The following is an 8,521-nucleotide window of genomic DNA, read 5'->3' as shown; positions in this document are numbered from 1 at the left end:
GTCCGAGACGGGTTGCTGGGTCGCGTCCCCAGCAACCCGTCTCAGGCCGAACCACCCATCTCACTCAGGGCGCGTCGGAGCGCTAGCGCAGCGGCGCCGCCGGGTACTCGGCGGGTGTCTTGCCCAGGGCCTCGGACAGCTCGAGCCGCTCCTCCAGGACCCCGGGACGCTCTTGGTGCATCTCGGCGATCACGGCCTCCTGCGCGGCGGGCGTGAGGTGGTCGAAGTAGAGCGTCCCGTCGAGGTGCTGCGCCTCGTGCTGGAGCGCACGGCCCAGGAAGTGCGAGCCATGGAGCTCGACGGGCTTGCCGTGCTGGTCGAACCCGCGCACGATCGCCTTCACGGGGCGGGCGAGCGGCGAGTACGCGCCCGGGATCGAGAGGCACCCCTCGTCGCTCTCCTCGATCTCGTCCTCGGGACCGTCGAAGACCTCGAGCACCGGGTTGACGACGTGCCCGACGTGGCGGTCCTCGTTCTCGTCCTCGACGTCGTACACGAAGACCCGCAGGTCCACGCCGACCTGCGGCGCCGCCAGGCCCACGCCCTCCGCGACGAACATCGTCGTGAACAGGTCGTCGACGAGCTGCGCGAGCTCGGGCGTGCCGAACTCCGTGACCTCACGGCACGGGGTGTGCAGGACGGACTCACCGATCTCGGTGATGCGCAGGATGTTGCCGCGCTCGACCTCGGGGGCGATCTCCGGGAAGGACTTGACCGGCTGGCCCAGGACATAGGTGGTGGGGCGACGGCGGCCGAAGGTGAACATGGGAGAAGCCTAGGTGCTGCTCAGGGTCAACGATCGGCAGGGACTCGACGCTGGTCGGCGGACGGTTCGAAGATCTGGATGTATGCCTCCAGGGTGATCGCGAACACTCCCAGGGAGAGGGCAGTCCACGCGAGCCACGCCGCAACCCCGGACAGCCCGTCGCCGTTCGCACCGACCGCTGCGGCCAACGTCATTCCTGCAGAGAATGCCACGTAGCCCAGGAGGAGCCACCTCGTGGAGCCTCTGAACGTCCGGGACTTGCGAAGCAGTCCCTGCCCGAGAAATCCGGCGAGGAGGAACACCGGGATCACGGTAGCCACCAGGGCGCACGTCGCACTCGTCATGCAGGGACGATACGGGCTTGTCGACACACTCGTCAGGCAGTCGACCAAGGAGCGGGAACTTGGAACTCCGAGAGGTGCTCCTCGAGGAGCCCCAGCGGCCCGACAACGCGAAAGGCCCGGAACCGTTGAGGTTCCGGGCCTTCGCGACTGAGCCGCCTATCAGAATCGAACTGATGACCTTCTCATTACGAGTGAGACGCTCTACCGACTGAGCTAAGGCGGCGCGTGCCGGACGTCACGCCTTGCGGCGCTCCGTTTCAGCAAGCGTCGCAACTGTACCCAACGCGAGGGCGTGAGGACAAACTGGCTCCCGCGACGCCGTCGGGCCCCCTGTTCAGACGGCCCGCGGGTCACCAGGTCAGAGCACCCTCAGCAGACCTTCCCGTCCTCCGGGACCTTCCCGTCGACCAGGTACGCGTCCACGGCGTCGGCGACGCAGGCGTTGGACCGGCCGTAGGCCGTGTGCCCCTCGCCCTCCCAGGTGAGCAGCGTCGCGGAGTCGAGGGTCTTGGCGAGGCCCTCGGCCCACACGTACGGGGTCGCGGGGTCGTTGGTCGTGCCGATGACGACGATGGGCGCGGCGCCCTCGGCGTGGAGGTCGAACTCCTGGTCGACGACGGGGTAGGGCCAGTCGACGCACGTCAGGCCGCCGTAGCTGAAGAACGAGCCCATGGTCGGGGCCGCTTCCTCGATCTGGGCGGCCTGCTCGGCCATGAACGCGGGGTCGGGGTTGCCGCGCGCGTCGAGGCAGTTGATGGCACGGAACGCCTCGGACGAGTTGTCGTTGAACGTGCCGTCGGCGTTGCGGCCGTTGTACAGGTCGGCGAAGCCGAGCAGCATCGTGCCGTCGCCGTCGTTGAGCGCGGCGTCCAGGCCGGCGGTCAGGGCGTACCAGCTCTCGTTGTTGTAGAGCGGCAGCGCGATCCCGTAGAACGCGAGCGTCGACGTCAGGCGGCGGTCGCTCGAGGTTCGCATGGGGCGCTCGGAGACCTGGTCGAGGAATGCCTTGACCTGCGCCATGCCGTCGTCGACCGAGCCGGTCAGCGGGCAGTTCTTGCCGCCCTGGCAGTCCTTCACGTAGGCCCGCAGCGCGTTCTCGAAGCCGACGGCCTGCTGCGCGGAGATCTCGTCGGAGGTCAGCGAGGTGTCGATCGCGCCGTCGAGGACCATGCGCCCGACCTTCTCCGGGTAGAGCCCCGCGTACGTGGCGCCGAGCTGGGTGCCGTAGGAGAAGCCGAGGTAGTTGAGCGTCGAGTCACCGAGGGCGGCGCGCAGCATGTCCATGTCGCGCGCGGCGCTCTGGGTGTCGACGTTGCCGAGGAGGTCGCCCGTGTTCTGCGCGCAGGCGTCGGCCCAGGCCTTGAGGTCGGCCGTCATCTCGGCGCGACCCTCGTCGCTGTCGGGGTAGGCGCGGGACAGCGAGGCGTCCTTGGCCGCGTCGTCGAGGCACACGACGGGGGTCGAGGCCCCGACGCCGCGCGGGTCGAACCCGATGACGTCGTACGCCTCCTTGACGGGCTCGCCGATGCTGCCTGCCGCGCTCGTGATGTACTCGATGCCCGACCCGCCCGGTCCGCCGGGGTTGGTCAGCAGCGACCCGATCTTCTCGCCCGAGGCGGGCAGCCGCTTGAGCGCGAGCTCGATCTTGCCCTGCGCGGGGTCGTCCCAGCTCAGGGGCGCGATCGCCGTCGCGCACTCGAACCCGCCGCCGCAGTCGTCCCACACGAGGCTCTGCCCGTAGAACTCGGCGAGCTCGGCCGGCACGTCCTCGCCGGTCCCCGTGGACCCCGTCGAGGACGACCCCGTCTCGGCGGGGCTCTGCACCTTGGGCGAGGGGGCGCACGCGCCGAGCAGCAGGGCGACGGCGAGCGTCGCGGCGGACAGCGCTGTGGTGCGGCGGTGGGGCGTCTTCACCCGGCAACGGTAACGGGTCGGGCTGGGCCGGGGACCTCGAACGACGCCCCCGGCCCTGCCCTTTCACGCGAACTTCACGGGCGGCGGTCCCGCGCGCCGCCCCGGGCCACGACCGACCCCGTCACCAGGTCAGGACTGGGCGACCCACGCGGCCTCGCCGACCTGCCCGGCGGCAGCGCGCGGCGTCAGCACGACCGACCCCGCCTCGTCGAGGCGCACGGTCACGTCGGCCGCCTCGTCGACCCCCTCGGGGGCCTTGACGACCGTGGTCCAGGGGCGCAGGTCCATCGTGCAGGGCTTGGTCTCGTCGACCTTCTGGAAGGTCACGACGACGTCGCTCCCGTCCAGGGTCGCGTCGCCCTCGGCGATGTGCGGGCACGTGCTCGACCCGAACGTCACGACGTACAGGTAGCCGTCCTCCGCGGTCCAGGCCGCGCCGGTGCCGCCGGTCGTGGGGGCGTCGATCCCTGCGGGCAGGTCGACGCCGTTGGCGCCCGCCTCGATCGGGAGGTCGGCAGCGTTCAGCGGGGCCTCGGGGGTCTCGTCGGAGGGCGTGCTCTCGTCGGCGGTGCTCTCCTCGGCGCTGGGGGTGTCCGAGGCGTTCCCGCCCGAGTCGGTGTCCGTCCCGCACGCGGTGAGCGCCAGGAGCGCGACGAGCGAGACGGCGGGGGCGAGTCGGCGCAGGGAAGTCATGGGCGGGGTCTCCTTCGGGCTTCGGCACGGGCGCCGCGGTGGCGTGCACCCCTCACTCTCATCATGTCGTGAGGACCGCGATTCTTGCGTGGCGACACGACCGTGCCCGACGACGTCGCGCGCCTCGCCGCGTCGAGTCGCCCGGTCGGCGGCACGGCCAGGCGCACGGTCGCACCCCTGCCCGGGCCGACCCGCGGCAAGGGCGCGCCGCTCAGCGGACGGGCGCGCCGCCGTCGGGCGTGCTGGTGTCCACGACCCCCGCACGGAGCATCTCGACGAACGCCGCGAGCGTGGGCGAGGTGTTGTCGGGCGACCAGGCCGCGCCGATGTCGCGCGACGGCACGGGCTCGTCGAGGCGGACCTCGACGACGTCGTGCACGGGCTGACGGGCCGGTGGTAGGACGCTCACGCCGAGGCCCGCGGCGACGAGGCCGCGCACGGTGTGCAGGTCCTCGCCCTCGAACCCGATGGTCGGACGCACGCCCGCGGCGGCGCACAGCGCATCGACCGTCCCCCGCAGACCGAACCCGTGCTTGAGCGTGATGAACGTCGAGCGGGCGGCCTCGCGCAGCGTGGCGCCGGGGTGCGACGCGAGCTCGTGACCTGCGGGGACGATGAGCACCAGGGGCTCACGGAAGAGCGTGAGGACCTCGCGGCCTGCGGGGGCCGGGACGAGGCGCGACACGAGGGCGATGTCGGCCTCGCCCGCGTCGAGCGCGTCGAGGCACGCGCGACGGGCACCCTGCGTCATGGTGAACCGGACGGCTGGGTGGTCGGCGAGGAAGTCCTTGATGAGGGCCGGGACGACGGACTCGCCGAGCGAGGTCTGGAACGCGACCGACAGGGTGCCGCGCGCGAGCGCCTCCCGCGAACGGACGGCGTCCACGCCCGCGCCGAGCGCCGCGAGCGCCCCGCGCGCGTGCGGCAGGAGAGCGCGCCCTGCGTCGGTGAGCCGGATGCCGCGCCCGTGGCGCTCGACCACGGGCACGCCCAGCACCTCGCCGACGCGCGCGACGGCGCGGGACACCGTCGGTTGCGGGACACGCAGCATCGCGGCCGCGAGCGTGACCTGCTCGACCTCGGCGACCGCGACGAACGCGGGCAGCAGGGGCAGCAGTCGGCGGGTCTCTTCGTCCAGCGCGGCATCCATGCTCAGATCGTATTCCTCGGCAGAGATACATGCATTGGACGCAAGAGTTGGACGCTCCTAGCGTCGAGCCCATGCCCCACGCCCTCGCGCCGGTCACGACCCGTGCGCTCGTCGTCCTGCCCCCCGCCCCGTGGACAGGACACCGACGCAGCTCCCAGGGATACCGCAGGACCGTCGTGGCGCTCGTGTGCGCGGGGCTCGCGACGTTCGCCCAGCTCTACTCGCCGCAGGGCATCCTGCCGATGATCTCCTCCGACCTCCGGATCGCCGCGCCCACGGCCTCGCTCACGGTCTCGGCCGCGACCCTCGGCCTCGCCCTCGCGGTCCTGCCCTGGTCCGTGGTCGCCGACCGCGTCGGCCGCGTCCGCGCCATCCAGGTCGCCCTGGTCACCGCGACGACCATCGGCCTGCTCACCCCGTTCGCACCCACGGTCGAGCTGCTCGTCGCCGGTCGCTTCCTGGAGGGCGCAGCGCTCGGCGGGGTGCCCGCGCTCGCGATCACCCTGCTCCACGAGGAGATCCACTCCGCGCACACCGCGGTCGTCGCGGGGATGTTCGTCGGCGGGGTGTCGATCGGCGGGCTCGCGGGCCGGGTGCTCGCCGCGGGCGTCGCCGAGCTCGCCGGCTGGCGCGTGGGCCTGGCCACGGTGTCGGGGCTGTGCGTGCTCACGACCGTCGCGTTCGTCGTTCTCGCACCGCGGGCGCGGGGCTTCGTGCCGGACCGCGACGGGCTGCGGCACGTCGGATCGCTCGTCCTGACGAACCTGCGCGACCGCGGCCTGCTCGTCCTGTACGCCAACGGTGCCCTCGTCATCGGCGGGTTCGTGACGATCTACAACTACCTCGGGTTCCGCCTCGAGGCACCGCCCTACCTGCTGTCCCCGGCCGTCACGTCGCTCGTGTTCTTCGCCTACCTGGGCGGGACCGTGTCCTCCCGCCTCGCGGGCAGCCTCACCGTCCGGTGGGGACGCCGACGGGTACTGGCCGTCGCGGGCGCCATGATGAGCGCCGGAGCCCTCCTGACGCTCGCCCCTCAGATCCCCCTGATCCTGCTGGGGCTCGTGATCCTCACCGCCTCCTTCTTCGGCGCGCACGCGGTCGCCTCGGGCTGGGTCGGGCACCGGGCGGTCGTAGGCCGCTCGCAGGCGACCTCGCTGTACAACGCCTTCTACTACGCGGCGTCGAGCCTGCTCGGCTGGCTCGGCGGCGTGACCTGGGTGCACGCGGGGTGGCCCGGGGTCGCGATCTTCGTCGCCGCGGTGGCCCTCACGGCGCCGCTGCTCACGCTGGGGTCACGCTCGCTGCGCACACCGGCTACCGGGACGACGCGACGAGCTTCCCGTCCGCGCCCTCGATCGACACCCGGCGGGGCAACGAGCTCTTTGGCGTCGTGAGACGCCCCCTCGACCCGTCGAGACGCCACACCGCGTGGGCGCCCACGACCGAGTACTGCGGCCCGTCCGCCTCGACCCCCGACGGGTGGAGGAACACCAGGTAGCGCTCACCCTCCTCGGGCGTCGGCGCGGCGTTGACGTAGTGGCCGGCGTCCTGGCGGAGCGCGACGACGTCGCCCGCCACGAGCGGTCCACCGTCCGACGTGACGACCCGAAGCTCGGTCACGGCGAAGGGCGCGGTACTGATGTGCTCGGTCCACGTGCGGCCCGTCGGCTCGACGACCGCGACGTCCGTGGCCTCGGCCGCGAGCTCGTCGACCGAGGAGTAGTCCCGGAGCAGGTCGAGCTCCTCTCCCCCGTGGCCGACGAGCGCGGCGTCGGAGGACGTCCACCACCCGACCGCTCCCAGCACCAGGACGGCGAGGACCCCGAGCCGGACCCACGACCCTCGGTCGACCTCGCCCAGGTCCACCGTCCTCACGCGGTCGCCGGGGACGGGGCGTCGATCGCCAGCCTCACCCCCACCGCACCCAGGAGCGTCCCGGTCGCGCGGCGCTGCCAGCGCATCCACGTCGGCCGCGCGCGCAGGAACACCGCGATGCTGCCCGCCGCGAGCACGATCGCGGCGTTGACGAGAAGGCTGACCCCGATCTGCACCCCACCCAGCACGAACCCCTGCGCCATGACGTCCCCGGCGGCCGGGTCGATGAACTGCGGGATGAGCGCGAGGTACATGATCGCGGCCTTCGGGTTGAGCAGGTTCGTCAGCAGCCCCATGCGGAACAGCCGGCCGCGGGAGTCGCGCGGCAGGTCCTGCGCCTCGAAGGGACCACGGCCGCCCGGGCGCAGGGTCCGCCACGCGAGGTACAGCAGGTAGCCGGCGCCCGCGACCTTCAGCGCGACGTACAGCCACGGCACGACCACGAAGACCGCGGCGAGGCCCACGTTCGCCATCGTCATGTAGACGAGGAACCCCACGGCCGTCCCCGCGAGCGAGACCATACCTGCCTGCCACCCCTGGCTGATGCTGCGCGAGACCAGGTAGACCATGTTGGGCCCGGGGGTCAGGACCATCCCGAGGGCGACCGCCGTCATGCCCAGGACCGCTGCCGTACCGACCATGCGTGGCCTCCCTCTCGTCCCGTGCATCCTGCCCGCAGACCGGCGGAGGCACCCAGCGCTCTCGCGACGGTACCCGCTCGCCGTGCACGACCACCACCCGCGAGGCAGGGTGGGACGAGACGGTGCGATGAGTTCCGACGACGCGGAAGGTCTTGGTTCCCATACCGCTGAGACGGCCGGCACCCACGCCGTCCCGCTCACCCGACCGAGAGGCACGACCGTGACCGACATCGAGACCCGCACCCTCGAAGCCCCGGGGGCGACCATCACCTACGACGTCCGCGGGAACCTCGCCGACGCCACCCCCGAGACCCCCGTGCTCCTGATCGTCGGCTCCCCCATGGGCGCCGACGGGTTCGTCACCCTGGCCTCGCACTTCACGGACCGGCCGGTCGTGACGTACGACCCGCGCGGGGTGTCCCGCAGCACCCGCACCGACCCGTCCGCGCCCGTCACGCCCGACCACCACGCGGACGACCTGCACCTCGTGATCGAGGCCCTGGGGGCCGGGCCGGTCGACGTCCTGGCGAGCAGCGGCGGGGCCGTCAACGCCCTCGCGCTCGTCACCCGGCACCCCGAGCAGGTGCGGACCCTCGTGGCGCACGAGCCGCCGTCGGGCCCTGCGCTGCCGGACCGCGACACGGCGCTCGCAGCGGTGCAGGCCGTCTCGCGGTCCTACCAGGACAAGGGGTTCGGCGCGGGCATGGCGCACTTCATCACCCTCACGAGCTGGGAGGGCCCCTTCCCCGCCGACTTCGCCGACCAGCCCGCGCCCGACCCGGGCGCGTTCGGGTTCCCCACCGACGACGACGGGTCGCGCGACGACGCGCTGCTGGGGCAGAACCTCATCAGCTGCACGCACTACGAGCACGACTACGACGCGCTCTCCCGCGTCTCGACCCGGGTCGTCCTGGCGGCCGGTGAGGAGTCGGGCGAGCAGATGGCCGCTCGCGCGGCCCGCGGGGTCGCGAAGAACATCGGTACCGAGGCGGTCGCGTTCCCCAGCGGGCACGGCGGGTTCATGGGGGACGAGTACGGCATGCCCGGCGACCCCGACGGGTTCGCGTCCGCGCTCCGCAAGGTCCTCGAAGGGACGGACGTCCGCTGAACCGCCCGGCCGGTCGGGTCCCCACAGGAC

9 protein-coding genes and 1 tRNA gene are annotated in these 8,521 nt (G+C 72.5%); 2 read left to right on the top strand and 8 right to left on the bottom strand.

Annotated features, from left to right (window positions below; genetic code table 11):
• Positions 1-82: 82 nt before the first annotated feature.
• The 6 genes from def to ACFRCR_RS14145 form a co-directional block, all read right to left on the bottom strand.
• The gene (def, locus tag ACFRCR_RS14170; protein ID WP_377678393.1) at positions 83-766 is read right to left on the bottom strand and encodes a peptide deformylase; all 684 of its coding nucleotides are present in this window, start codon (positions 764-766) and stop codon (positions 83-85) included.
• Between the two features lie 26 nt (positions 767-792).
• A complete protein-coding gene (locus ACFRCR_RS14165) occupies positions 793-1,110 on the bottom strand; it encodes a hypothetical protein (RefSeq protein WP_377678391.1) in 318 nt (105 codons plus the stop codon).
• Positions 1,111-1,260: 150 nt separating this feature from the next.
• Positions 1,261-1,333 (bottom strand) — tRNA-Thr (locus tag ACFRCR_RS14160).
• A gap of 146 nt (positions 1,334-1,479) precedes the next feature.
• The gene (locus ACFRCR_RS14155; protein ID WP_377678389.1) at positions 1,480-3,024 is read right to left on the bottom strand and encodes an alpha/beta hydrolase; all 1,545 of its coding nucleotides are present in this window, start codon (positions 3,022-3,024) and stop codon (positions 1,480-1,482) included.
• 129 nt (positions 3,025-3,153) lie between these two features.
• Complete coding sequence (locus tag ACFRCR_RS14150) at positions 3,154-3,717, bottom strand: hypothetical protein (RefSeq protein WP_377678387.1); 564 nt, start codon at positions 3,715-3,717, stop codon at positions 3,154-3,156.
• Positions 3,718-3,928: 211 nt separating this feature from the next.
• Complete coding sequence (locus ACFRCR_RS14145; RefSeq protein WP_377678386.1) at positions 3,929-4,867, bottom strand: LysR family transcriptional regulator; 939 nt, start codon at positions 4,865-4,867, stop codon at positions 3,929-3,931.
• A 71-nt stretch (positions 4,868-4,938) separates the two neighbouring features.
• Between ACFRCR_RS14145 and ACFRCR_RS14140 the strand changes: the two genes are divergently transcribed.
• The gene (locus ACFRCR_RS14140; protein ID WP_377678385.1) at positions 4,939-6,261 is read left to right on the top strand and encodes an MFS transporter; all 1,323 of its coding nucleotides are present in this window, start codon (positions 4,939-4,941) and stop codon (positions 6,259-6,261) included.
• Here ACFRCR_RS14140 and ACFRCR_RS14135 read toward each other — a convergent pair.
• Both ACFRCR_RS14135 and ACFRCR_RS14130 read right to left on the bottom strand, forming a co-directional pair.
• Positions 6,182-6,742, bottom strand: a complete 561-nt coding sequence (locus tag ACFRCR_RS14135; RefSeq protein WP_377678383.1) for a hypothetical protein — start codon at positions 6,740-6,742, stop codon at positions 6,182-6,184. The genes ACFRCR_RS14140 and ACFRCR_RS14135 overlap by 80 nt on opposite strands.
• Complete coding sequence (locus ACFRCR_RS14130; protein ID WP_377678382.1) at positions 6,739-7,383, bottom strand: LysE family translocator; 645 nt, start codon at positions 7,381-7,383, stop codon at positions 6,739-6,741. Before ACFRCR_RS14130 ends, ACFRCR_RS14135 begins: the two co-directional genes overlap by 4 nt.
• A gap of 220 nt (positions 7,384-7,603) precedes the next feature.
• Between ACFRCR_RS14130 and ACFRCR_RS14125 the strand changes: the two genes are divergently transcribed.
• On the top strand, positions 7,604-8,491 hold the full coding sequence (locus ACFRCR_RS14125) for an alpha/beta fold hydrolase (protein ID WP_377678381.1): 888 nt from the start codon (positions 7,604-7,606) through the stop codon (positions 8,489-8,491).
• Positions 8,492-8,521 lie beyond the last annotated feature (30 nt).

The sequence above is a fragment of the Oerskovia sp. NPDC056781 genome (genome assembly GCF_042789955.1).
GTDB classification, from domain to species: Bacteria; Actinomycetota; Actinomycetes; order Actinomycetales; family Cellulomonadaceae; genus Oerskovia; species Oerskovia rustica.
Note: the sequence above shows the minus strand (reverse complement) of the source record. Positions and strands in the feature narration are given on the sequence as shown.